The sequence below is a fragment of the Lentzea aerocolonigenes genome (assembly GCF_000974445.1).
GTDB classification, from domain to species: Bacteria; Actinomycetota; Actinomycetes; order Mycobacteriales; family Pseudonocardiaceae; genus Lentzea; species Lentzea aerocolonigenes.
Genome location: NZ_BBOJ01000001.1, coordinates 403,011 through 426,374, shown reverse-complemented (window position 1 = coordinate 426,374; position 23,364 = coordinate 403,011). Strand labels below are relative to the sequence as shown.

Below are 23,364 nucleotides of genomic sequence, written 5' to 3'. Positions count from 1 at the left end.
TCACTTACGTTACTCGCAGGTCACACTCTCTCGTGGAGGTTCGGCGTGTGGACGAACTGGGCTAGAACGGCTTCGTGCACCCCTACGCGCGTCGTTCACCCCTCGAGCACGGATGAGATCGCAGCGGCGGTCACGTCCAGCGGCCGTGTCCGCGCGCGGGGCAGCGGTCACTCGTTCAACGACATCGCGGTGGCGCCCGAAGTGGCGCTGGACCTCGACCGGTGGACGGGAATCGTGCGCGCGGACACGGAAAACGGTCTGGTGACCGTCCGCTCGGGCACCCCGCTGCACGTGCTCAACGCCGACCTCCACCGCCTGGGCCTGGCGATGCCGAACCTGGGCGACATCGACGCCCAGACCGTCGCCGGCGCGGTCTCCACCTCGACCCACGGCACAGGCGCCAAGCTCGGTGTCCTGGCCACGGCCATCGCCGAGCTCGAACTGGTGCTGGCCGACGGCTCGGTGGTGACGTGCTCCCGGTCCGAACGCCCGGACCTGTTCAACGCGGCCCGCGTGGGCCTCGGCGCGCTGGGCGTGATCAGCACGATCACCCTCCAGTGCGTCCCTTCGTTCGTGCTCCAGGCCACCGAGGCACCGGGCAGGCTGGACGCCGTCCTGGAACAGTTCGACGACCTGTGCGCGGTCGAGGACCACGTCGAGTTCCACTGGTTCACGCACTCGCACCGCGTGATCCTCAAGCGCAACAACAGGATCCCCGAACCGGCCCGCCCCCTCTCGAAACTCCGCCAGGCGTGGGAGTACGAGGTGATGGAGAACGCCGCGTTCGGTGCGGTGTGCAAGGTGGCCAAGACCTTCCCGCGCTACACCAGACGCCTGAACGAGCTCTGCGGCTCCCTGATCTCCGAGCGTTCCTACTCGGACTACTCGCACAACGTCTTCGTGACCCCACGCCGAGTCCGTTTCGTGGAAACGGAATTCTCCATCCCGCGCGAAACGCTGATGGACGTGATCGCCGAACTCCGAGCTGTCGCGAACCGCCTGGGCGACCGAGACGCCCTGATCGTCCCCTGTGAAGTGCGCGTGGCTCAGGCAGACGACATCTGGCTGTCCACGGCGAACGGCCGCGACACGGCCTACATCTCAATGCACCAGGCGCTGGGCATGCCGTACAAGGCCTTCTTCGACGCGTACGCGAGCATCGCCGCATCCGTGGGCGGCCGCCCGCACTGGGGCAAGATGCACGACCTGACCGCGGAGCAGCTCCGCCCGCTGTACCCGCACTTCGACGACTTCCTGCGGGTGCGCGACGAGGTGGACCCGGCCAGAACCTTCACCAACGCGTACCTGGACCGCGTGCTCGGCTGACCGCACGCGGGGGCCTCGCGTACTCCAGGAGAGTACGAAAGCTCCCCGCGTACTCTCAAAGCACGACGCGAACGGCGTCGGCGATCGGCGTCTCGCCGTTCGTCAGCTCCAGCGTCTTGCCGATCGTCTGCGGTGCGGTGAGCAGCTCCGCGAGCACGGCGGCCACGTCCCCGCGCGTCACCGACGCACGGGGCAACCGAGGCGCGGCCAACGTGACCAGACCCGTGGGCGCGTCGTTCACCAACGGCCCGGGACGCAGGATCGTCCAGTCGAGATCACGGGGCTTCAGGTCGTCCTCTGCCAGCTTCTTCGCCTTGAGGTAGACCGCGAACTCCGGATCCACCGAAGGAGAGTCGGCCGACTCGATTCCCACCGTCGAGACCTGGACGAACCGCCGCACCCCCGCCTCGACCGCGGCCGAGGCGAACAGGGCGGCGGCCCCGTAGTCCACTGTGTCCTTGCGGGCGGCTCCTGAGCCTGCCCCGGCGCCTGCGGCGAAAACCGCGGCGTCCGCACCGTTCAAATAGGCGGCGACCGAGTCCAGATCAGCGGACTCGAGGTCGCACAGCACCGGAACGGCTCCGGCTGACTGCACGTCGGCGAAGTGATCGGGGTTGCGCACCAGCGCGGTCGCGGTATCTCCACGGGCGGCCAGCTGCTGCTCCAGAAGCAGCGCGATCTGCCCGTGTCCTCCGGCTATGACTACTCGCACAGCCCAACCGTAGATCAGGAAGCGGTGGCGAGCATCTGCTCGTAGACGAGCTCGTTGACCCAGCGGGTGATGGCGGTGTCCTCGGCCGGCACGTTCTCCTGGCGGCCCGAAACGTCGACCGAGAGGTCCTTCTCGTCGTCGGCCAGCAGCACCGAGACGCCGTAGCGGCGGACGCGCGGCAGGCAGTTCGACAGGTAGTCGTGCGAGAAGGCGACCGACTCGGGGAGGACGACCGCGGCGTTGCCGTAGCGGGCGAAGGGGACGGCGGACGCGAGCGCGGTGCGCCAGTGGCGGGCGACGGCCAGGACGCCGACGATGCGGACGGCGGCCGGCGGGACGCGGCCTTCCATCTCGGGCCACACCCACGTGGAGACGGTGGTCTTGTCGGCCTCGGGCCCCGCACCCACGCACACGCGCTCGGCGTGGGCGTCGGCCAGGAGCTCGGCCACGACGACGACCTTGCGGCCCATCAGGACCATCTCGGGGAGGACCACTCCGTGCCAGCCGAGGCGGATCGCCGCGGCGGCTGCCAACTCCTCGACGGACGCGGGCAGTTCCGGAACCGGGACCGGGGTCGTCGACAAACCGTTCGAGCTGTCGAGGGCCGCGATCCTTGCTGGGGTGCTGCTCACGCCAGTGCCTCCTCGTCACCCGCGGCGGGCGATCCGCCGCGTTTCGACTCGTGCTCTGGATAAGGATTAGCAGGAAGCGTGCGGCCCGCCCCCAGGTCAAACCACCCCCTGCGATCGACGGCGCCGACCGGTCGGTGACCGGTCGAAGAACGGCGCGGGGAGTTCGGTCCTACGGTGCTGCCGTCTGGGTGACGTTAATCCGGATGGACGCACCAAAAGACCTGCTCAGAGTGGGTGCTCCAGGCGTGGGCGCGAAATACCGGTCAGCGGTACCGGTCACCGTCCGCCGACCGTTCACCGCGCCAGAACGACCACCTACATGATGATCACGGTCTTGCCGGGGCCACGACCTGCGAAAACATCAACAGCCTCACGCAGGGGCACGCGGCGGGAGATTGGAACTTCAAGGTCTCCTGCCTGCACCATCGACGCGAGCCGCACCAACGTTTCCCGCGACCCCTTCATCCCGAAGTTCTGCGCCGGATCGCTGGAGACGTAGTTGGTGTTGAAGGCCAACGGCGCGTAGCGCGCGTTCGCCTCGAACGACGAACGGTCGGCGCTCACGAGGTCGATCAGCGCGTCGGCCTCGACGAGGGAGTCGCCACGGCCGATCGGGATGACCCGCTTGCCCGCCGCACGGGCGATCTGCACGGCGAACGACCCGACACCGCCGTTCGGCCCGACGATCAGCACGGATTCCGCGTCGCCCAGCGACTCGACCAACTGCAACGCCGTCATGCCGGCGGTCGGCAATGCGGCGGCGACGGCGGGATCGAGGCCGTCCGGCAATGGAGCCAACGTGTTCTCCGCCGGAACTGTGACGTACTCGGCGTATGTGCCGATGCCGACGGGGTGGTGGAAGAAGGTGCCGAAAATCCTCTCTCCGGAACCGACGACCTCACCTGCCCCATCAGTTCCAGGAACCAACGGGAACACGTGCGGAGTGGAACCGCGAAGCATCCCGTCGACGACTTTGCGGTCGAACGGGTTCACACTCGCGGCGAACAACCGCACCTTGAGCTCATCGGGTCCCGCCGTGGGCTCCGGAAGTTCCACGAGTTCGAGCGGAGCACCGAAGTCCGCTGCCGCTATCGCCCACATGCCGACCCCCGAACGAGTGACAGACATCACCTGTTGGATCAAGGAATCCGATACTGCCGATCAACGAAAGAACCCCCCTCGCGATTCCCGCGAGAGGGGTTCCTTCTGTCTTTCGATGGGCAAGGGGGGAGTTGAACCCCCACGTCCTTTCGGACACACGGACCTGAACCGTGCGCGTCTGCCATTCCGCCACTTGCCCCTGGAGACGTTGGGAACACTAGCACGCGTCCAAACCAGGTTCCTAATCGACCCCTGTAGGCGTCGTCGTACCCGGATACGATCGGTACAGGAGCGGAGTCCGAGCGGAAGGAGTTGACATGGGCCTGCAACGCTTCGAGCGCAAGCTGGAGGGTCTGGTCGGCAACACCTTCGCGCGCGTGTTCGGCGGCAACGTGGTGCCCCAAGAGGTGGCACAGGCGCTGCAACGTGAGGGTGACAGCAACATCCGCGAGCTCGCGGGTGGCAGACTGCTAGCCCCCAACCACTACAAGGTGCTGCTCGGAGCCCAGGACCACGAACGTCTTGCGGGCGACGAGCAGGATGAACTACGCATCACCCAGCTTCTCGCAGAGGGCCTGCGAGAGCACCTGGCCGAGTCCGGATGGGATACCTATGGTGACGTCGTAGTCTCCCTGGAGCGCTCCGAGGCGCTGCACACCGGACAGTTCCGAACCAGCTCGTCCGTCGACCCCGACGTGAAAGCGGCCAGCCGACGGTCAGCACCACCTCGCACCGCAGGAGACCGATCCATGAGCCAGCCACCCGGCTACGGACAAGGACAGGGCCAGCCCGGCCAGGACCCTTATGGTCAGGGCGGCTACGGCCAGCAGGGCTACGACCAGCAGCAGGGCTACGGCCAGCAGCAGGGTTATGGCCAGCAACAGGGTTACGACCAGGGCTACGGCCAGCAGCAGGGCTACGACCAGGGCTACGGCCAGCAGGGCGGCGGCTACGGCAGCGGCCAGCAGGGCTACGACCAGGGTTATGGCCAGCAGCAGGGTTACGACCAGGGTTACGGCGGCGGCCAGCAGGGCAGCGGCTACGACCAGGGTTACGGCCAGCAGCAGGGCTACGGCCAGCAGGGCTACGACCAGGGGTACGGGCAGCAGCAGGGCGGCGGCTACGACCAGGGTTACGGCCAGCAGGGCGGGTATGACCAGGGTTACGGCCAGCAGCAGGGCTACGGCCAGCAGGGCGGCTACGACCAGGGCTACAACCAGGGCGGATACGCCCCGCCGGCGACCCAGGGCGCGAACCGCCAGCTCAACGCGACCCTGCACCTCGACGACGGTTCCAACCGCACGTACAACCTCAAGCAGGGTGGAAACGTCGTAGGACGTGGGCAGGAAGCCGACTTCCGCCTCCCGGACACGGGAGTCTCCAGGCGCCACCTGGAAATCTCCTGGGACGGGCAGAATGCGATGCTCGCTGATCTCGGTTCGACCAACGGGACCACGGTGAACGGCACGCCAGTGCAGACTTGGCAGCTCGCGGAGGGCGACGTCGTCCGCATCGGCCACTCGTCACTGGTCTTCCGCACCGCGGGCTAGAGGTCGATACGGGCGTCGGTAGGCAACTCAAGGCAGGAGCGGTTACAACCGGTGCCAGAGCTGGTGATGCAGCTGACCAGAGCGGGCTTTCTCGTGCTCCTCTGGCTCTTTGTGCTGGCCGCCCTACGTGTGGTCCGCTCTGATCTCTACGCAGCCTCAGGGCTCCGGGCGTCAGGTCTGCCCGGTTTCCGGAGGTCCGAGAAGTCGGCGAGGGGAAGCAAGGCGCCTCGGCAACTCGTGGTCACCCACGGGGCGCTGACCGGCACCCGCATCTCGCTCGACGGCAGGCCGATCCTGATCGGCCGCGCTGACGACTCCACTCTCGTCCTGGACGACGACTTCGCGTCGACCAGGCACGCGAGGCTGTCCATGCGCGGTACCGACTGGTACGTGGAGGACCTCGGCTCCACGAACGGCACCTATCTAGACCGAGCCAAGGTCACCGCACCCCTGCGTGTACCGCTCGGCACCCCGATCCGCATTGGCAAAACGGTGATCGAGCTGCGCTCATGACCTTGGTTCTTCGATACGCGGCCCGCAGCGACAGGGGCCTGGTTCGCTCCAACAACCAGGACTCCGTGTACGCGGGCCCTCGCCTGCTCGCAGTCGCCGACGGCATGGGTGGCCACGCCGCCGGTGAAGTCGCGAGCAAGGTGGTCATCGCCTCGCTGGCCCACGTCGACGACGACGAGCCTGGCGACGACCTCCTCGGCAAGCTCCGCGACGCGGTCGCGGCCGGCAACGGCGCCATCTCCGAGCTCGTGACGAGCGACCCGGACCTGGAGGGCATGGGCACCACGCTCACGGCCATCCTGTTCGCGGGCAACCGCCTCGGGCTCGTGCACATCGGCGACTCGCGCGCGTACCTCCTGAGGGAGGGCATGTTCGCGCAGATCACGCACGACGACACGTTCGTCCAGTCGTTGATCGACGAGGGCCGGATCACGCCGGACGAGGCCGCCACGCACCCGCAACGCTCGTTGCTGCTGCGTGCGCTCACCGGCCACGACTTCGAGCCCAGCCTCACCGTGCGCGAAGCACGCGTCGGCGACCGGTTCCTGCTCTGCTCGGACGGTCTGTCCGGCGTCGTGAGCCTGGAGACGCTCGACGAGGCGATCCGCATCCCGGACCCGCAGTCGTGCGCGGACCGGATGATCGAGCTCGCGCTGAAGGGCGGCGGACCCGACAACGTCACGGTGATCGTGGCGGACGTCGAGGACGTCGATTTCGGCGACGACTACCCGATCCTCGGCGGCGCGGCTGGTGACGGCAGCGAGGAGCACAACACCCCGCCGGACTCCGCGGCCTCGCGGGCGAGCGCGCTCACGCAGCAGCGCCCGCCGATGCCGCAGCGGGTGGAGGCACCTCCGCCGCCGCAGGACCCGAAGCGCAAGAAGAAGAACGCGCTCAAGGCGTTCGCGATCATCTTCGTGCTGCTCCTGCTGACCGCCGTCGTGGCGGTCGGCGGCAAGCTGTGGCTCAACACCCAGTACTACGTCGGCGCCACCGAGGACGGCCAGGTCGCGATCTTCCGCGGCCTCAACGGCACGGTGCTCGGCTTCAAGCTGTCGTCCAAGGTCGAGGACTCGTGCCCGCCGGGGTCGACGGGCTGCAGCCCGATCACGTTGAAGGACCTGCAGGAAGCCGGCCGCAAGACCATCACCGCGGGCATCCGCAGCGACAACGGTCTGGACGGCGCGCGCGCCGCGGTCAGGTTGCTGCGCACCGAGTACATCCTGCCGTTGTGCAAGGACACGTCGTCGACGTCGACCACGACGACCACGACGACGACCACCACGACCACGCCGCCGACCACCACGTCCGGTAACCCGCCGGCGAACGGTTCACCCGAGACCGGGACGACCGGGACGACCGGGACCACCGAGACGCCGCCCTCCTCGACCGCGCAGAAGGTCGGCGTGGAATGCCGGGAGGGTCCGTAGTTGAGCTCGCCCGTCCCCACCGGGGAAGGCTCGCCAGGCGCGTCGGTGGCGACGAACACGTCGCCGGGACTGCGACCGCCCACGCGGCGCGGCACCGAGCTGGTGATGCTGTCGTTCGCAGCCGGTCTCGTGACGCTGGCGCTGATCCTGGTCGAACTCAACCAGGAGCGGTCGCTGAGCCTGAGGATCCTCTACCTCGGCCTCGCCTACCTCGGCCTCTTCGCCTGTGCCCACCTCGCCGTCCGCAGGTGGGCGCCGTACGCGGACCCGGCGATCCTGCCGTGCGTCGCGTTGCTCAACGGGCTCGGTCTGGTGGTCATCCACCGGATCGACCTCGCCAACGAGGGCACCGTCTTCCCGGACGGCTCGGTGTGGGACCCGGTGGCGTTCAAGCAGGTCATCTGGACCGCCATCGGGTTGTTGCTGTTCGCGGCCACGCTGAAGTTCCTGACGGACCACCGGATGCTCGCGCGGTTCGGCTACACGTTCGGCCTCGTCGGCCTCGTCGCGCTGATGCTGCCCGGTGTGCTCCCCGGCTTCATCGCACCCGAGATCAACGGCGCGAAGATCTGGCTGCGCATCGGCCCGTTGTCGATCCAGCCCGGTGAGTTCGCCAAGATCCTCCTGATGGTCTTCTTCGCCGCGTTCCTGGTGTCGAAGCGGGACCTCTTCACGACCGCGGGCCGCCGGTTCCTCGGCATGGACCTGCCGCGCGCCCGCGACCTCGGCCCGCTGTTCGCGGCCTGGGGCGTCGCGGTCGCGGTCATGGTCCTGCAGAAGGACCTCGGCTCCTCGCTGCTGTTCTTCGGCATCGTGCTCGTGCTGCTCTACGTCGCCACCGAACGCGCGGCGTGGGTCGTGCTCGGTCTAGGCCTGTTCTCCGGTGGTGCGGTCGTCGCGTGGAAGCTCTTCACGCACGTCCAGCAGCGCGTGGCGAACTGGCAGGACCCGATCGCGCGCTACGAGAAGATCGGTGGCGGCTACCAGATCTCGCAGTCGCTGTTCGGTCTCGCGACCGGCGGCATCGGTGGTGCCGGGCTCGGCGCTGGCCGTCCGGAGATGATCCCCGAGGCGAACACCGACTTCATCACCGCCGTGATCGGCGAGGAGCTCGGGTTCGTCGGCTTCGCGGCCCTGCTTTTGATCTACATGATCTTCGCGTTGCGCGGCCTGCGGAGCGCCATCGCCGTGCGGGACAGCTTCGGCAAGCTGCTCGGTGGCGGTCTGGCGTTCGCGGTCTGCTTCCAGGTCTTCATCGTCGTCGGCGGTGTCACCAAGCTGATCCCGATGACGGGTATCACCGCGCCGTTCCTGTCCTACGGCGGTTCGTCACTTCTTGCGAACTACATCCTGGTCGCGTTGCTACTGCGAATTTCTGCCTCCGCGAGGGCTCCGCAGCGGGCTCCCAAGCCGAAACCGCAACAACCGGCTATCGCCGACCAGCACACTGTGATGGTGGAGCGTCCCAAATGAACACACCGCTCCGCCGCGTCGGCATGGCCATGATGGTCATGATCCTGCTGCTCCTGGGCAACGCCACGTGGGTGCAGGTCATCAACGCCGACGAGTGGCGCAAGAACCCGTACAACCGCCGGGTGCTGCTCGACGAGTACGCCCGCAAGCGCGGTCTGATCATCGCTGCCGACGGCACGACGATCGCGGACGTCAAGGAGACGACGGACCGTCTCAAGTTCCTGCGCACCTACAGCAACGGCCCCGCGTACGCGCCGGTCACCGGGTACCTGTCGGTCACGTACGGCACCTCCGGCATGGAGCGCGCCGAGAACGACCTGCTGAACGGCTCGGACGACCGGCTGTTCGCGCGCCGGATCTCCGCGCTGATCACCGGTCGTGACCCGGTCGGCGGCAACGTGCAGCTCACCCTGCAGCCGAAGGTCCAGCAGGTCGCGTACGACCAGCTGACCGCGAAGGGCTTCACCGGTTCGGTCGTCGCGATCAAGCCGGAGACCGGCGAGATCCTCGCGATGGCGAGCACGCCCTCCTACGACCCGAACCTGCTCGCGAGCCACGACGCCGGTGAGCAGGCCACGGCGTGGAAGCAGCTCAACGCGGAGGGCTCGAACGACCCGCTGGTCAACCGCGCGACGCAGGCCCTCTACCCGGCCGGTTCGACGCTCAAGGTCATCGTGGCCGCGGGTGCGCTCGCCGACGGCAAGAACAAGGACACGCAGTACACCGCCGCCGGCACCATCAAGCTGCCGAACACGCAGACGGACCTGCCGAACTTCAACGGCACCCCGTGCGGCCCCGGCCAGACGGTGTCGATGGAGACCGCGCTCGCCAAGTCGTGCAACACGGCGTTCGGCGAGATGGCGGGCCAGCTCGGCGCGAACAAGCTGCGCAGGCAGGCGGAGAAGTTCGGCTTCAACGACCCCGGCCTCAAGGTGCCGCTGCCTGTCGAGACCTCGACGCTCGGCGCGATCCCGGACGAGGCGGCGCTCTACCAGACCGGCATCGGCCAGCGCGACGTGCAGATCACGCCGCTGGAGAACGCCGTGGTGGCCGCGACGATCGCCAACGGCGGCAAGCGGATGCAGCCGTACCTCGTGTCGAAGATCCTCGGCCCGGACCTGAAGGGGATCGAGGACACCGAGCCCGACGAGGTCGAGACCGCGATGAGCAAGGACAACGCGGCCGCTCTGCGCGACATGATGATCCAGTCGGAGATCAACACCGGTGGCCAGGGCATCGGCGTCCAGGTGGCGTCGAAGACCGGTACCGCCGAGCACGGCAACGACCCGTTGAAGACCAAGCCGCACGCCTGGTACATCGCGTTCGCGCCGGCGCAGAAGCCGGAGATCGCGATCGCGGTCATCGTCGAGGACGGCGGCGACCGCGGTCTGGGTGCCACCGGTGGCAAGGTCGCCGCCCCGATCGGGCGCGCCGTGATGAACGCGTACCTGGCGGGTCGCTGATGCTGACCACGGGCCAGCTCCTCGCCGACCGCTACCGCCTGACCAGGCGGATCGCGGTCGGTGGCATGGGCGAGGTCTGGGAAGGCGCCGACGAACGGCTCGACCGGCGGGTGGCCGTGAAGGTCCTCAAGGCCGAGCTGTCCGGCGATCCCGAGTTCCTGCACCGCTTCCGCACCGAGGCGCGGATGACCGCGTCGCTCAACCACCCCGGCATCGCGTCGGTGCACGACTACGGCGAGACCGCGTCCGTCAGCGACGGACCGGAGGACACCGCGTACCTCGTCATGGAGCTCGTCGAGGGCGAACCGCTCGCGACGATCATCTCGCGCGGCCGGCTGACCGCCGAGGTGACGCTCGACCTGCTGGAGCAGACGGGCAACGCGTTGCAGGCCGCCCACGAACGCGGGCTCGTGCACCGGGACGTCAAGCCGGGCAACATCATGGTCACGCCGTCGGGGAAGGTGAAGATCACCGACTTCGGCATCGCGAAGGCCGTGGACGCGGCACCCGTGACGCGGTCGGGCATGGTGATGGGCACCGCGCACTACATCGCGCCCGAACAAGCTCTTGGCGGAGAGGCCGAACCGGCGAGCGACGTTTACTCGTTGGCCGTGTGTGGCTACGAATGCCTGGCCGGACACCGGCCGTTCCTGTCGGACAACGCCGTGACCGTCGCGATGATGCACATCCGCGACATGGCGCCGCCGTTGCCGCCGGACGTGCCGCCGGGTGCCCGCGCGTTGATCGAAGCGACGCTGGTCAAGGACCCTCGGCAGCGCTACCGGACCGGTGGGGAGTTCGCCGCCGCGGTCAGCGCGGTGCGGGTGGGCCAGCCGCTGCCGACGCCGTCCGGGTTCGCCATGCCCCAGGTCGTGCCGCAGCAGGTGGCACCGCCTCCGCCGCCACCCCAGGTGTCGCAGCCGTTGCCGATTCCACCGCAGATGGCCCACCACCAGGGCCGTCCCGGCACCCACCCGGCGATGCCACCGGCGCACCAAACCGGCACGTTCACCCCCATGCCGACACCACCGGGGAGAAACCGGACCGTCGTCTGGGTTATGGTCGCTTTCCTGGTGACCGTGCTGCTGGTGCTCGGCGTGGTCCTCGTGTGGCAGTGGGCAGTGAAGCCGAACACCGGGAACGGGCAAGGTGACCGACCGGCCGCGTCCAGTTCGGTGAACCCGCCGGCGAACGGGCAGGCGAAGCCCGACTCGGCTGATCGGATACCGGGCAACGCGCTGATGCAAGTCGACGAGGACGACTACATCGGTCGTTCTGGCGACGAGGTCAGGACAGACCTGATCGGCCACGGCCTGGAGCCCAGGGTGCAGAGCCCCCAGGGCACGGCGCCGGGCGACCTGAAGAAGTGCAGGGTCACCGCCATCTCGCCGACAGGCGGGGTGCCGGCCGGCTCGCAGGTGAAGGTGACGTGCGCGCCATGAGCAAGACAAGAACCGAGCTGGGAACACCGTCGACTAGGAGCGGGACGAAGCACCGATGAGCACTCCGCGACTGCTCTCAAACCGCTACGAACTGGGTGAGACCCTCGGGTACGGCGGCATGTCCGAGGTCCACAAGGGGCGGGACGTCCGCCTCGGCAGAGACGTGGCGATCAAGGTGCTGCGCGCTGACCTCGCCCGTGACGCCCAGTTCCAGGAGCGATTCCGCCGCGAGGCGCAGAACTCCGCGGCGCTGAACCACCCGGCGATCGTCGCCGTCTACGACACCGGCGAGACGCAGACCGAGTACGGTCCGCTGCCCTACATCGTCATGGAGTTCGTCGACGGGCGAACGCTGCGCGACATCGTGAAGACGCAGGGCCCGCTGTCGGGCAAGCGCGCGATGGAGGTCATGGCCGACGTCTCGGCCGCTCTCGACTTCAGCCACCGGCACGGCATCGTCCACCGCGACGTGAAGCCCGCCAACGTGATGATCACGAAGTCCGGTGCCGTGAAGGTGATGGACTTCGGCATCGCCCGTGCGATACACGACGGCCAGGCCGCGGTCACCCAGACCGCAGCGGTGATCGGCACCGCCCAGTACCTGTCGCCGGAGCAGGCGCGCGGCGAGTCCGTCGACGCCCGGTCCGACGTCTACGCGGCCGGCTGCGTGCTGTTCGAGCTGCTGACCGGCGAGCCGCCGTTCACCGGCGACTCCCCCGTCGCGGTCGCGTACCAGCACGTGCGGGAAGACCCGAAGGCGCCGTCGTCGCTGAACCCGAAGGTGTCGCCGCAGCTCGACGCGATCGTGCTGAAGGCGATGGCGAAGGGGCCGGCGAACCGCTACCAGTCGGCCGCGGAGATGCGGGCCGACCTGGTGCGCGTGCTGTCGGGTCAGCGTCCGTCCGCGCCGGCCGTGATGACGGCCGAGGACCGCACCGCCGTGATGAACGAGCAGGCGGCGCGCACCCCGCGCACGCAGGTGATCTCCGGTGGCGGCGGCAGGCACCGTCCCGCGGCGTTGAAGTCGGAGCCGGACGACGACTACGACCCGATCGCGGACGAGGAAGAAGAGCGGCGCGCCAAGCGCAAGAAGGCCATCATGATCACGCTCGTGGTGATCCTGTGCGTGGCCGTGCTCGGCCTCGCTGCGTGGATCACCTCGAACATCATGGATACCAGCAACAAGGCCACGGAGAAGGTCCCCGTTCCGTCGATCGTCGGCCTGAGCCCGTTGGACGCCAAGGAGAAGATCCAGAAGGCCGGTCTGGTGGCCGCCACCGAGGACGTCGCCTGCGAGCCCGGCCCGAACGGCGCCGCCGCCAAGTGCACGGCCGACCAGATCAACAAGGTCGTCGGCACGAACCCGCCGGAGGGCAGCCAGGTCAACAAGGGTTCAACGGTCACCATCTCCATCGGTGCGCCTCCCGGCGAGGGCACCGTGCCCGACCTGACGGGCAAGACCCCGCAGGAGGCGCAGGCGATCCTGGACAAGGATCCGAACGGCTTCAAGCTGCAGCAGAGCACCGACGCCGTCGAGGTCGACGACCAGAACAAGGTCGGCAAGGTCGCGAGCCAGAACCCGGCGAACGGCCTGAAGCTCAAGAAGGGCGGCACGATCACGATCCAGCTCGGCAAGGCACCGGAGAAGCAGAACGTGCCGAACGTCGTGGGCAGTGACGTGAACGACGCCCGTCAGACGCTCGAGGGTTCCGGCTTCAAGGTCAACGTCGAGCAGGTCGACAGCGCGCAGCCGGAGGGCCGGGTCGTGTCGCAGAACCCGACCGGCAACAGCAAGGCGGCCAAGGACACGCAGGTGACGATCCGGGTCTCGAAGGGCAACCAGCTCGAGATGCCGGACCTGACGGGCCTGTCGCAGAAGGAAGCCGAGAACAAGCTCAGGTCGCTGGGCTGGAACGGCAACCTCAACATCGAGGACCAGCCGGTCACCAACGTCTCGCAGGACAAGAAGGTGGTCGCGCAGAACCCCGGCAAGGGTCAGCCGTTCACCAAGGGGTCGACCGTGACGCTGACGATCGGCAAGTTCGGCGTCGTGACGACGTAGAAAGCTTTCGAGCTGGGGCGGCTTCCACTGCGGAAGCCGCCCTTTTTCGTTACTGGCGGGCGGCCGCGGCGAGCGTGCGCATGCCGGTCTCGAGCTGCGCGACCGTGGCCTCCGGCACCTCGAAGCCGCAGACCTTGAGCCAGTTGGCGAGCATCCGATGGCCGCCGTCGGTCAGCACCGACTCGGGGTGGAACTGCACGCCCTCGACCGGAAGTTCCTTGTGGCGCATGGCCATCACGATGCCGGTCTCGGTCTTGCCGGTGACCTCGAACTCCGCGGGAATCGTTTCCGGCAGCACCGTCAGCGAGTGGTAGCGGGTCGCGATGAACGGCTGCGGCACGCCCTTGAGCACACCCTTGCCCTCGTGGAAGACGATGCTCGTCTTGCCGTGCAGCAACTCGGGCGCGCGGTCGACCGTTCCGCCCCACACCACACCGATCGCCTGGTGGCCGAGGCACACGCCGAAGACCGGCTTTCCGGTGTCGGCGCACTTCTTGATGACGTCGATGCTCGCGCCCGCCCGCTCCGGCGTACCGGGGCCGGGGCTCACGAGCACGCCGTCGACGTCGTCGATCTCGTCGAGGTCAACCTCGTCGTTGCGCCGCACGACGCACTCCGCACCAAGCTGAGCGAGGTACTGGACGAGGTTGTAGACGAAGCTGTCGTAGTTGTCGACCACGAGCACGCGCATGGACAGAGCCTAGTCGGTCGAGTCGAGTGAGTTAGCTCTCGTCTTCCTTGAGGTTAGGCTACCCTAAAATAGGTGTCATGAGTTCTTTGCGCGTCGCTGTCGTCGGCGCCGGCCCAGCCGGTGTGTACGCGGCCGACATCCTGACCAAGTCCGACGTCGACGTGCAGATCGACCTCTTCGAAAAGCTCCCGGCGCCCTACGGCCTCGTCCGCTACGGCGTCGCGCCCGACCACCCGCGCATCAAGGGCATCGTCACGGCACTGCAGAAGGTGCTCGACAAGCCGTCGGTCCGCTTCTTCGGCAACGTCGAGTACGGCGTCGACATCAAGCTCGACGACCTGCGCCAGTTCTACGACGCGGTCATCTTCTCGACCGGCGCGTCGTCCGACCGACAGCTGGACATCCCGGGCATCGACCTCCCCGGCAGCTACGGCGCCGCGGACTTCGTGTCCTGGTACGACGGCCACCCGGACGCCCCGCGCACCTGGCCGTTGGAGGCGAAGTCCGTAGCGGTCCTCGGCGTCGGGAACGTGGCACTCGACGTCGCGCGAATCCTCGCCAAGACCGCGGACGAGCTCCTGGTGACCGAGATCCCGCAGAACGTCTACGAGGGCCTTCGGTCGTCACCGGTGACCGACGTCCACGTCTTCGGCCGCCGCGGCCCGGCCCAGGCGAAGTTCACGCCCCTCGAACTGCGCGAACTGGACCACTCGCCGAACGTCGAGGTGATCGTCCACGCCGAGGGCATCGAGTTCGACGAGGCCTCCATGGCCGCGATCCGCTCGAACAAGCAGGTCGAGATGATCGTGAAGACCCTCCAGGAGTGGGCGATCCGCGACGAGGGCACCCGCCCCCGCCGCCTGCACCTCCACTTCCTGGAAGCACCGGTGGAGGTCCTGGGTTCGTCCTGCGTCACGGGCCTGCGCACCGAAACGCAGGAGCTGACCGGCGACGGCAACGTCCGCGGCACCGGCGTCTTCACCGACTGGGACGTCCAAGCCGTGTACCGCGCGGTCGGCTACCTCTCCACGCACCTGACCGACATCCCGTTCGACCACGTCTCCGGCACGATCCCGCACCTCGCCGGCCGAGTGCTGGACCTGGACGAGGTGCCGATGCCCGGCGTTTACACGACGGGCTGGATCAAGCGGGGCCCGATCGGCCTGATCGGCCACACCAAGGGCGACGCGCTGGAAACCATCACCAGCCTCCTGGAAGACGCCCCGTCGCTCCCCCGCTGTGCCTCGCCGTCACGGGACGCCGTGGTCGAGTTCCTCGAGCAGCGCGGCGTGCCGTTCGTGACGAACGAGGGCTGGAGCAGGCTCGACGCGCACGAGATCGCCCTGGGTGCGGCGCACGGCCGGGAGCGCGTCAAGGTCGTGTCGCGTGAGGAGATGACCTCGATCTCGAACGGCTGAACGGCCGTTCCCCGATGAAGCCGCCATCGCGTGGGCGCGGTGGCGGCTTCACCATTTCGCCGGCGGTGGCACGCACGCGCTCAACCCGGCGCAGGCCGTGTTGCTCGCTTGCGACCGTCTGTGGCGAACGACGCCGACTGGCTCACTGGGTGGTGACGTTGTTGAACGGCAGCTTCGGCTCCGCCCACGGGAACACCACGAACATCAGCAGGGCGACGATGCCGACCACCAGCACGACGGCCTCGACGACTCGCAGATACAGCGGGCCCGGCAGGTGCCGCCAGATCCAGCCGTACATCAGCCCTCCGTCATCTCTGGCGGCACGAAGCCGTCGGCCACCGGGTAGCTCTTGGTCTCGATGGCGTGCACGATCAGGCGCTGCCGGTCGGAGAAGCGCGGGTGGCAGGTCGTCAGGGTGAGCAGCCGGGCCTGCTTGTCGGCGGGCACCGCGGCGGCCGTCTGGTGCGGGATCGGGGCGATGACCTCGCCCTGGGTCGGCAGCACGATCTCCTGGCCCACGGTCTTGGCGTAGGCGTCGCCGAGGGTGGTCGAGAGCGGGGCCACGCCGGCGCAGGCCGGTTGCTTCGCCTTCGGGTTCGAGGCCCAGCCCGCCACCTCGCTGCTCATCGGGAGCACGCGGTAGACGAACCACTGGGTCTGGGTCTGCACGACCACGGCGTTGCAGGACTCGAGCAGGTCGAGGTCGTTGAACGGGGCACCCTTGCCGACGCGGTGGCCGGCGATCGCGAAGTTGCCCGCCTCGCCCGGCTGGGCGGTGTCCTTGTAGTGGCCCGGACCGATTTCCAGGTGCTTGTCGGTAGTGCCCTCGACGACGGAGAACTTCCAGTCGTTGCCGAAGACCGGGATGTACATCTTCGCGAAGGCCTTGCCCTCGATGAGGTTCAGCTTCGACTGGCGGTTCGGATCTGCCGGGGGCGGCGTGACGGTGTTCGAGCCCCATTCGGAGTCGAGCGCCGCAGTTGCCTCCTGCTGCTTCTCCGCGGAGAGCAGGTCGGTCACGTAGACCTCGTAGACGACGAACAGGAGCACGACCAGGCCCATCGTGATGAGGGCCTCGCCGACGCCGCGGACCGTCTTGCGCGCGAGGCTCTCCGGCGGCAGGGCGTCTTTCTCGTCCTCGTCGTAATAGTCGTCGTCGTAGTACTCGTCGTCGTAGTCGTCCTCAACGCGCGGGATCACCTCGGTGGGCGGATCGACCGGGCGAGGACGAGGCGGCATTCCCCGAGGCGGCATCCCCTGGCCCGGCATCCCCCTGGGAGGGGTTCCGCGAGGAGGCATGCCCTGGGGCGGCATTCCGCGTGCGGGCGTGCCGGTGGCCTGCGGCGGCGGGCCTTGTGGACGGCGCGGCGGGGCACCTGCCGGGGGCAGACTGCCGGAGAATGCGCTGGTGAACTGGGTCGCGTCGGGCGGAGGCAACGGGCGCGGCGACGGGGTGGCCCGCACGTGCTGCAGGTCGTCACGACGGGGTGCAGGACGCCGTGGAGGCGGCTGCTGCGGTCCCGAGTTCACCTGAGAACCTCCGCGCGGACTGTGAACTGAAAACAACTGCGTCTTCCAGGTGGTTCGCTGACCACCTTCGCTACGTTAACGTGTCTCCCGAGTAGTGCACGTAAACTAGCGTCACTCACGGATATCCACGTCAGGCGAGGACAGCATGCCCAAGTCGAAGGTCCGGAAGAAGGCGGTCTACACCGCACCCACTGACCGCCGCACGCCGGTCAAGGTCAAGGCAGCGGGGCCGTCTCACCCGGTCTACGTCGTTGTGATGCTCGGCTTCATGCTGCTCGGTCTCGCGTGGCTGGTCGTCAACTACATCGCGGCCGAGAAGATCCCGTTCATGCTCGAGCTGGGCGCGTGGAACTTCGCCATCGGCTTCGCGCTGATGATCATCGGCCTGCTCATGACGATGCGCTGGCGGTAGCAGCCACGCACGAGGCTCATCAGCTCACTGTTCGTAGAGGTCGGCCCGGACGTCACACGTCCGGGCCGACCTTTGTTTCGACCGAGTTCACCTGGTTCATCCGAGCGTCACCGAAGCACACGGCTGTAAGTCATCCCCATTGGGGACAAGTCCTGTGGACAACTTTGCGCGAAATTGCACAAGCGTCGGTTTCCCCTCATGCGGACCCGTTCAGTTGTCCACATTTCATGCGGGACACTCGACGGTGTGACTCGCACCTGGTCGACTCCCGCCCCGCTCGTCGCCGCCGCGTGGGCGCTCGCCCTCCTGCTCGCCGTCGCGACGTTCCTCGCTGACGACAACGGGGGCCGTCTCCTCGTCGGACTGGCAACGTTGCTGGTCAGCTACCTCGCGGCGTTCGCGACGATCGCTCGCCCGCGGCTCACCGCGGACGTGAACGGGCTCGCCGTGCGCGGGCTCGCGAGCACGACGCTGCTGCCGTGGCACGAGGTGAAGGTCAAGCTGCAGACCACCCGGCGCCTCGGCAGGGAACAGCAGACATTGGAACTCGACGCCGACGACCGTCTCGTGGTGCTCACGAAACTGGACCTCGGCGCCGACCCGGAAGAAGTCGCCGGCGTGCTGCACGCACTGCGGCCGTGAATTAGACGCAGACGACGTTCATGAGGCCGTTCGCGTGCAACGCGAACATGCCACCGATCAGCACGAGCGCCGCCACCACCGCAGCGATCTGGTAGAGGTTGCGGTTCTCGCGGGGCGCCTTGACCATCGCGAGCGTCACCAGTCCGCCGACCACGACCCCACCGAGGTGCCCGAGCAGTGAGGCGTCGGTGAAGAGGTTCGACACGAGGTTGATCACGACGATCACGACGACCGTGGAGATGTCGCGCTTCTTGCGGCGCCACACCACGAGCAGCGCGCCCATGATGCCGAACACCGCGCCGGACGCGCCGGCCAGACGGTCGCACACGCCGCCGAAGTAGAACGCGGCCGCGTTGCCTCCGAGCAGCGCCAGGAAGTACACGACGCTGAACCGCAGCCTGCCCAGCTCCGGCTCGACGTGGTACCCGGCGATGTAGAGGACGCCCATGTTGAGCACCAGGTGCCAGAGCCCGTAGTGCATGAAGCCGGACGTGAGGATCCGCCACCACTCGCCGTTCGCGGCGAGCACGGGATCCAGCACGGTCGCCTGGAAGACCGCCGAGGTCTGGTTGGTGAACAGGCTGCCGGACTGCACCACGGTCACCAGGTACGCGATCACGTTCAACGCGATCATCACCGGCGTGACGACCAGACGCCCCTCCGACTGCTCCGCGCCGGCCATCGTGCGCGCGCGCCGGACCGTGCGCTTGCCCTCGTTCACGCAGTCGACGCATTGCGAGCCGACCGCGGCGTCGCGCAGACAGTCCGGGCAGGCCGGACGGTCGCACCTGGTGCAGCGCAGCCGGGTGGGCCGATCGGAATGACGTGCGCAGACCGGGGTTTCCGGCTCCGCTCCGATCGGCCCGTCCGGTGGCACGAGGGCGTCGCTCACGCGCGTTCGATCGTGATCCGCTCGATCTTGATGTCGTTCACGGGACGGTCGCCCGCGCCGGTCGAGGTGTTGCCGATCGCGTCGACGACGTCGCGCGACTCCTGGTCCGCGACCTCACCGAAGATCGTGTGCTTGAAGTTCAGCCACGTCGTCGGCGCCACGGTGATGAAGAACTGCGAGCCGTTGGTGTTCGGCCCGGCGTTCGCCATCGCGAGGATGTAGGGCTTGTTGAACTGCAGGTCAGAGGTGAACTCGTCCTGGAAGCGGTAGCCGGGGCCACCGCGGCCGGTGCCGGTCGGGTCACCGGTCTGGAGCATGAAGCCCGCGATGACGCGGTGGAACAGGGTGCCGTCGTAGAACGGGCCCGAGTTCGTGCCACTCGCGTTCGCCTCGGTGTAGTTCTTCGTGCCCTCGGCGAGCCCGACGAAGTTCGCCACCGTCTTGGGGGCGTGGTCGGGGAACAGGTTGAGACGGATGTCGCCCTGCGTGGTGTGCAGGGTCGCCGTCACCTTGGTCCCGACGAAGGATTCGTTGCTGTCAGCCACCACCCCATCGTGCCATCCACGGGCGGGGATGTTCAGAAAGGGGCACCATGGGGTACTTGCAGCACATAACCGGACGACAACGTGTGGAGCACAGAATGGACGAGGTGGACGTCATGACCCGTGCCGGCGAGTCCGTTGGCAAGGCTGTCGGCACCGGTCTGAAGGCCGCGCGTCAGGGTGTCGTTCGCGCTGGTCACGCCGCTGAGGTGAAGCTCGCCGAGCGTGGCATCACGGCTGACCAGGTTCGCGGCGCGCTCGTCGAGCGGGCAGACACGCTCATGGGCAAGGCCGAGGACTGGGAGAAGCAGACCCGCCGCTCCCGCAAGCGCCTCGCCAAGAAGAGCGCGAAGACGCGCGCTGAGCTCATGAGCAAGGCCGAAGAAGTACGCAAGGAAGTTCGCAAGGCCGCCAAGCACGCGCGCAAGGACGCGAAGTCGCGTGCCAAGGAGATCCGCAAGGCCGCGGGCAAGCTCGGTGCCGACGCGCCGAAGAGCCGCAAGTGGCCGTGGGTCGTCGGTCTCCTGATCGCGGCCGCGGTGGCCGGCTACGTCGCGTTGACGCGCAGGCCGGAAGAGGTCCACCTGCAGGACGAGGAGCAGGCCCCGCTGCCGGAGCCGGTTCTCAACGGGCAGGTGCCGACCCAGAAGGAACCCGTCAAGTAGGTCCAGAAACAGCAGAACGGGTGGTCTTCCGGCTGGAAGACCACCCGTTCGCGCGTCTTCAGAGCTTGAGGCCCTTGATCGCCTCGTCCGCGATGCGGCGAGCCTTGATCGACTGCTTCTGGTTGCTCGTCACGACCACGGCGGCAGTGCCCTTTGAGACGGCGTACACGACACCGGTGTCGTTGCTGACGTACCCTCCGGTCCATCCGGCAGGCGAGCTCGCAGGCTGCGACCCGTCCGGTGCCGCCTCGTTCACGATCAGCTTCGCGACCCGCTCGTCACCGACGTAGACACGAACGCTCAACTGGATCTCGGTCGCGTTGGCGTAGAAGAAGCACGCCGGGTGCGGTTCGTCCGTTGACAGTTTCACCTTCGGAACACGCTGACCGTTGGCCTCGGCCACGAACGCCGTCGCGAGGTACGGACAGGCACCGTCCTTCGCGGGCTGCGGCGCGGCCGGCACGGTCGGAGCGGCGCTGGTCGTAGCGGTTGCCTGCTCGCTCTGAGGCGCGGGAACCGGCGAGCTCTGAACGACCTCCGTACCGCACGCGGCGAGTACACCGAGCAAGGGCAGCAACAGTGCGCGTTTCATAGGAGCAACAGTCAACCAGACCACGAAAGCCTTCCAACCGGCAGAGTAGATGATCGTTCAACTTCTTTCGCCCTGCCCGGAAGGACCACTCGCCATGCAGTTTCTGGAGCAAAGACGTGACCAGGCCTTGGCCCTGTTCCGGATCGTAATCGGCCTCTTCTTCCTGATCCACGGAGTCCAGAAGATCCTCAAGGGAGGCTCCCTGCTCGCCTGGCCCGCGGGCCCTGCCAGTCTCATCGAGCTGATCGGCGGCGCCCTGGTCCTGATCGGACTGTGGACGAGGTGGGCCGCACTGATCAGTTCCGGCGCCATGGCTTACGCCTACTTCGTGGTGCACCAGCCGCGCGGCCTGCTGCCCATCCAGAACGGCGGCGAGCTGGCGGCCGTCTACTCGTGGGCGTTCCTGCTGCTGGTGTTCACAGGCGCCGGCGCCTGGAGCGTCGACCAACTCCGCAAGTCAGGAAAGAAGTCACTAACCAACGTGTGACCCCCAAGGAGCAACGCCCAAGAGCTGAACGCCAGATCGGCAGAGCTCATGGATAGGGCCTGCCGAAGCCGAAGGCGAGGCGGCCGGGGGTCCGGGGGCTTGCCCCCGGCGTGGGGTCTGGGGGCTCGGCCCCCAGAAAACACTTCGGGCCGAGGAGTGTCTGCGCTTTCCGCAGACACTCCTCGGCCCGAGGTTCGAATGGAGACGAGGGGAATCGAACCCCTAACCCCCGCCTTGCAAAGGCGGTGCTCTGCCAATTGAGCTACGTCCCCGAAGATCCGGGGCGGCAAGCCGCCCGCGAGATCAGTCGGTGGGGGCGGTGGCCTCGCGCCACAGGTCCGCATCGGCCTTGGCCGAACGGCTGCGCTTCACGAAGAACAGGACCGCACCGGCAACCACGACGAGTGCGATGATCTTCTTAGCCACTTCGAATCCCTCCCAAGACTGCTGGCGCACGACCCCATCACGCTACACGATGCAGAGCCGGTGCGAGCGATGATGATGGGGGTCCGGGGGCTCGCCCCCGGCAGGGGGTCTGGGGGCTTGGCCCCCAGAGAAAAAGGACGATGATTCGCAATCGGTGAGCGCATTCCGCTCGCATAGCTATCCCGCGAATCGAGTGGGCCTAGGAGGACTTGAACCTCCGACCTCTTCATTATCAGTGAAGCGCTCTAACCGCCTGAGCTATAGGCCCTCGATCAACTGTCACCCCTCGGGGCGACGAGGAGAACCTTACAGGATCGTCCTCGCCGCTCCCAAATCGGGGGTCATTCACGCTCGGAGAGCGTCAACTCCAAGCCACCGGCCAGATCCGCGGACACGTTGTAGACGAACGCGCCGACGGTCGCGAGGGCCGTGAAGAGCACGATGTTGACCGCGCCGATGATCGCCGAGACGCCGAAAACGCGGCCGGCGCTGATCAGCGGTTCGCCCGGCTCATTGGCCTGGAGCAGGTCGTTCGCGGTGCTGTTGATCTTGTCCCAGACACCCATGCCGTGCAGGACGCCGTAGAGCACGCCGACCGCCACGAGCCAGACGAAGAACAGCGCGACGCCCAGCACCAGGGCGAGCTTGAGCACCGACCACGGGTCGACGCGCTTCACCTGCAGCGAGGCGCGGCGCGGGCCGCGGCCGGGGCGACGGGCCGACGGGGTGGCCGCGGCGGGACGGCTGCCGCCGTTGCCGAGGTTCACCGACGTGCGGCTGCTGCCCAGGCCCACCGGCACGGCCGAGCCCGTGACCATGGGCTTCTGCACCTTGACGGTGTCCGGGTCGGTCGACGGGAACGCGGGCTCAGAAGGTGCCGCGGACGGGACGGGCGGCGCGGCCGGAGCCACGTGCGCCTCCGCCGTGTCCTGCTCGCCGGCCTCCGTGTCGTTCGTCACGCGCTGCCAGGGCGGCGGCGTCGAGACGACGACGGGCTCGTCGGCCGCGGGTGCGGGCGTCGCCGCGGGTGCGGGCGTCGGAGCCGGGGTGTCGATGGACACCGTCTTCTGCTCGGCCGGAGCCGGAGCAGCTGCGGCAGGCGCGACCTTCTCGACCTTCTCGGTCTTCTTCTCGGCAGCGGGGGTCTCGGCAGGCGCGGTGGATGCGGCGGCCTCGGCCGCCTTCTCCGCCGACACCGGCTTGGTCTTGTCCCCACCCGAGGAACCCGAGGCCGGCGGCGCGGCCGAGTCCGCCTTCTCCGCAGGCTTCTGCGGAGTCGGCTTGGTGATCACCGCGGTCTTGTCCGCGTCCCGACCTTCGCGGTTCTCGGGTGGAGTCACGAGCTTGTCCTTGACCTCTCGCT

The 23,364-nt window shown here is 67.9% G+C and carries 23 protein-coding genes, 3 tRNA genes and 1 pseudogene; 13 read left to right on the top strand and 14 right to left on the bottom strand.

From position 1 onward, the window contains the following. The first annotated feature begins 45 nt into the window (after positions 1–45). The gene (locus AOM45_RS02100) at positions 46–1,326 is read left to right on the top strand and encodes a D-arabinono-1,4-lactone oxidase (protein WP_030465590.1); all 1,281 of its coding nucleotides are present in this window, start codon (positions 46–48) and stop codon (positions 1,324–1,326) included. A 55-nt stretch (positions 1,327–1,381) separates the two neighbouring features. Here the strand turns inward: AOM45_RS02100 and AOM45_RS02095 are convergent, their stop codons facing one another. From AOM45_RS02095 to AOM45_RS02080, 4 genes are all read right to left on the bottom strand, one after another. Beyond that, a complete protein-coding gene (locus tag AOM45_RS02095) occupies positions 1,382–2,038 on the bottom strand; it encodes an NAD(P)H-binding protein (RefSeq protein WP_030465591.1) in 657 nt (218 codons plus the stop codon). A 14-nt stretch (positions 2,039–2,052) separates the two neighbouring features. Next, positions 2,053–2,670, bottom strand: coding sequence for a hypothetical protein (locus tag AOM45_RS02090; RefSeq protein ID WP_030465592.1), 618 nt, complete (start codon positions 2,668–2,670; stop codon positions 2,053–2,055). A 315-nt stretch (positions 2,671–2,985) separates the two neighbouring features. Continuing rightward, entirely contained in the window at positions 2,986–3,798 is an 813-nt protein-coding gene (locus AOM45_RS02085; protein ID WP_156093590.1) for an NADP-dependent oxidoreductase, read from the bottom strand. An 89-nt stretch (positions 3,799–3,887) separates the two neighbouring features. After that, positions 3,888–3,970: transfer RNA gene (locus AOM45_RS02080), tRNA-Leu, on the bottom strand. Positions 3,971–4,088: 118 nt separating this feature from the next. Between AOM45_RS02080 and AOM45_RS02075 the strand changes: the two genes are divergently transcribed. The 7 genes from AOM45_RS02075 to pknB are packed head-to-tail and all read left to right on the top strand — an operon-like array spanning position 4,089 to position 13,704. Next, complete coding sequence (locus tag AOM45_RS02075; RefSeq protein ID WP_030465594.1) at positions 4,089–5,321, top strand: FHA domain-containing protein; 1,233 nt, start codon at positions 4,089–4,091, stop codon at positions 5,319–5,321. Between the two features lie 51 nt (positions 5,322–5,372). Further along, complete coding sequence (locus tag AOM45_RS02070) at positions 5,373–5,834, top strand: FHA domain-containing protein FhaB/FipA (RefSeq protein WP_030465595.1); 462 nt, start codon at positions 5,373–5,375, stop codon at positions 5,832–5,834. Beyond that, positions 5,831–7,264 (top strand): PP2C family protein-serine/threonine phosphatase, encoded by a 1,434-nt coding sequence (locus tag AOM45_RS02065; RefSeq protein WP_030465596.1) that lies wholly within the window; start codon positions 5,831–5,833, stop codon positions 7,262–7,264. The genes AOM45_RS02070 and AOM45_RS02065 overlap by 4 nt, the downstream gene beginning before the upstream one ends. Continuing rightward, complete coding sequence (locus tag AOM45_RS02060) at positions 7,265–8,737, top strand: FtsW/RodA/SpoVE family cell cycle protein (protein WP_030465597.1); 1,473 nt, start codon at positions 7,265–7,267, stop codon at positions 8,735–8,737. It begins immediately after the preceding gene. Next, the gene (locus AOM45_RS02055) at positions 8,734–10,200 is read left to right on the top strand and encodes a peptidoglycan D,D-transpeptidase FtsI family protein (protein WP_030465598.1); all 1,467 of its coding nucleotides are present in this window, start codon (positions 8,734–8,736) and stop codon (positions 10,198–10,200) included. Before AOM45_RS02060 ends, AOM45_RS02055 begins: the two co-directional genes overlap by 4 nt. Continuing rightward, entirely contained in the window at positions 10,200–11,642 is a 1,443-nt protein-coding gene (locus AOM45_RS02050) for a serine/threonine-protein kinase (protein WP_030465599.1), read from the top strand. Before AOM45_RS02055 ends, AOM45_RS02050 begins: the two co-directional genes overlap by 1 nt. A 55-nt stretch (positions 11,643–11,697) precedes the next feature. After that, on the top strand, positions 11,698–13,704 hold the full coding sequence (gene pknB / locus AOM45_RS02045; protein WP_030465600.1) for a Stk1 family PASTA domain-containing Ser/Thr kinase: 2,007 nt from the start codon (positions 11,698–11,700) through the stop codon (positions 13,702–13,704). Positions 13,705–13,753: 49 nt separating this feature from the next. Here pknB and AOM45_RS02040 read toward each other — a convergent pair whose 3' ends face one another. Further along, entirely contained in the window at positions 13,754–14,395 is a 642-nt protein-coding gene (locus AOM45_RS02040; protein ID WP_030465601.1) for an aminodeoxychorismate/anthranilate synthase component II, read from the bottom strand. Positions 14,396–14,472: 77 nt separating this feature from the next. Between AOM45_RS02040 and AOM45_RS02035 the strand changes: the two genes are divergently transcribed. Then, complete coding sequence (locus AOM45_RS02035) at positions 14,473–15,813, top strand: FAD-dependent oxidoreductase (protein WP_030465602.1); 1,341 nt, start codon at positions 14,473–14,475, stop codon at positions 15,811–15,813. Positions 15,814–15,955: 142 nt separating this feature from the next. Here AOM45_RS02035 and AOM45_RS51665 read toward each other — a convergent pair whose 3' ends face one another. Both AOM45_RS51665 and AOM45_RS02030 read right to left on the bottom strand, forming a co-directional pair. Beyond that, a complete protein-coding gene (locus tag AOM45_RS51665; RefSeq protein WP_169774241.1) occupies positions 15,956–16,111 on the bottom strand; it encodes a hypothetical protein in 156 nt (51 codons plus the stop codon). After that, positions 16,111–17,052 carry a class E sortase gene (locus AOM45_RS02030; RefSeq protein WP_156093618.1) on the bottom strand — a complete coding sequence of 314 codons (942 nt, stop codon included), beginning with the start codon at positions 17,050–17,052 and terminating at the stop codon, positions 16,111–16,113. The genes AOM45_RS51665 and AOM45_RS02030 overlap by 1 nt, the downstream gene beginning before the upstream one ends. Before the next feature lie 436 nt (positions 17,053–17,488). On the opposite strand from AOM45_RS02030, the gene crgA reads away from it, so the two are divergent. Continuing rightward, positions 17,489–17,755 carry a cell division protein CrgA gene (crgA, locus tag AOM45_RS02025; RefSeq protein WP_030465604.1) on the top strand — a complete coding sequence of 89 codons (267 nt, stop codon included), beginning with the start codon at positions 17,489–17,491 and terminating at the stop codon, positions 17,753–17,755. Positions 17,756–18,001: 246 nt separating this feature from the next. Beyond that, entirely contained in the window at positions 18,002–18,397 is a 396-nt protein-coding gene (locus AOM45_RS02020; RefSeq protein WP_030465605.1) for a PH domain-containing protein, read from the top strand. A 1-nt stretch (position 18,398) separates the two neighbouring features. On the opposite strand, the gene AOM45_RS02015 is transcribed toward AOM45_RS02020, so the two are convergent. Continuing rightward, entirely contained in the window at positions 18,399–19,289 is an 891-nt protein-coding gene (locus AOM45_RS02015) for a rhomboid family intramembrane serine protease (protein ID WP_063756970.1), read from the bottom strand. Continuing rightward, complete coding sequence (locus AOM45_RS02010; protein ID WP_030465607.1) at positions 19,286–19,834, bottom strand: peptidylprolyl isomerase; 549 nt, start codon at positions 19,832–19,834, stop codon at positions 19,286–19,288. The genes AOM45_RS02015 and AOM45_RS02010 overlap by 4 nt, the downstream gene beginning before the upstream one ends. Positions 19,835–19,929: 95 nt before the next feature. On the opposite strand from AOM45_RS02010, the gene AOM45_RS02005 reads away from it, so the two are divergent. After that, a complete protein-coding gene (locus AOM45_RS02005; protein WP_030465608.1) occupies positions 19,930–20,496 on the top strand; it encodes a hypothetical protein in 567 nt (188 codons plus the stop codon). Positions 20,497–20,554: 58 nt separating this feature from the next. On the opposite strand, the gene AOM45_RS02000 is transcribed toward AOM45_RS02005, so the two are convergent. Continuing rightward, positions 20,555–21,088: a DUF2020 domain-containing protein gene (locus AOM45_RS02000; protein ID WP_030465609.1), complete on the bottom strand. Its 534-nt coding sequence runs from the start codon at positions 21,086–21,088 to the stop codon at positions 20,555–20,557. Between the two features lie 94 nt (positions 21,089–21,182). Between AOM45_RS02000 and AOM45_RS01995 the strand changes: the two genes are divergently transcribed. Then, the gene (locus AOM45_RS01995) at positions 21,183–21,575 is read left to right on the top strand and encodes a DoxX family protein (protein ID WP_035909134.1); all 393 of its coding nucleotides are present in this window, start codon (positions 21,183–21,185) and stop codon (positions 21,573–21,575) included. 199 nt (positions 21,576–21,774) lie between these two features. Here AOM45_RS01995 and AOM45_RS01990 read toward each other — a convergent pair. The 4 genes and pseudogenes from AOM45_RS01990 to AOM45_RS53990 form a co-directional block, all read right to left on the bottom strand. Further along, a tRNA-Ala gene (locus AOM45_RS01990) sits at positions 21,775–21,847 on the bottom strand. Between the two features lie 34 nt (positions 21,848–21,881). Further along, positions 21,882–22,001, bottom strand: a pseudogene (locus AOM45_RS52635) (DLW-39 family protein); the annotation flags it as partial. A 194-nt stretch (positions 22,002–22,195) separates the two neighbouring features. Then, positions 22,196–22,269 (bottom strand) — tRNA-Ile (locus AOM45_RS01985). A gap of 73 nt (positions 22,270–22,342) precedes the next feature. After that, positions 22,343–23,341, bottom strand: a complete 999-nt coding sequence (locus AOM45_RS53990; protein ID WP_030465611.1) for a DUF3566 domain-containing protein — start codon at positions 23,339–23,341, stop codon at positions 22,343–22,345. Between the last annotated feature and the right edge of the window lie 23 nt (positions 23,342–23,364).